Here is a 412-nt window from a genome sequence, read left to right as displayed (position 1 = left end):
GACTTCGGCACGCGGAACAAGGACCCGGAAGTCTTCATCGGCGAGCGGCTCAAGCTGGAGCAGCTCGGGATTCCCGCCGAGCAGCTCCGCCCGCGTGCCCGCCGCAAGGTGGACCTCCAGCAGGCGCGCTGCACCGAGTGCAACGGCCCCCTGGAGCTGCGGGCCCCGGACAAGTCCCTGCGCGTGGGCTGCCCGTTCTGCGGCGCGCTCCTGGACGTCAGCAAGGGCAAGCTGTCCTTCCTGCGGCTCCTGGAGAAGCCGGACCACGCGCCCATCATCCCCCTGGGGGCGAAGGGCACGCTGAAGAACACCGAGTGGATGTGCATCGGCTTCCTGGTGCGCTCCTGCACCGTGGAGGGCGTGCGCTACCCGTGGGAAGAGTACCTGCTCTTCCACAAGTCCAAGGGCTTCG

The 412-nt window shown here is 68.7% G+C and carries 1 pseudogene; it reads left to right on the top strand.

The annotated features are described in order from the left end of the window. A pseudogene (locus D7Y04_RS43075) lies at positions 1-412 on the top strand (DUF4178 domain-containing protein); the annotation flags it as partial.

The sequence above is a fragment of the Corallococcus sp. AB038B genome (genome assembly GCF_003668955.1).
Lineage (GTDB): Bacteria > Myxococcota > Myxococcia > Myxococcales > Myxococcaceae > Corallococcus > Corallococcus exiguus.
This window is presented reverse-complemented; position numbering and strand designations above follow the sequence as displayed.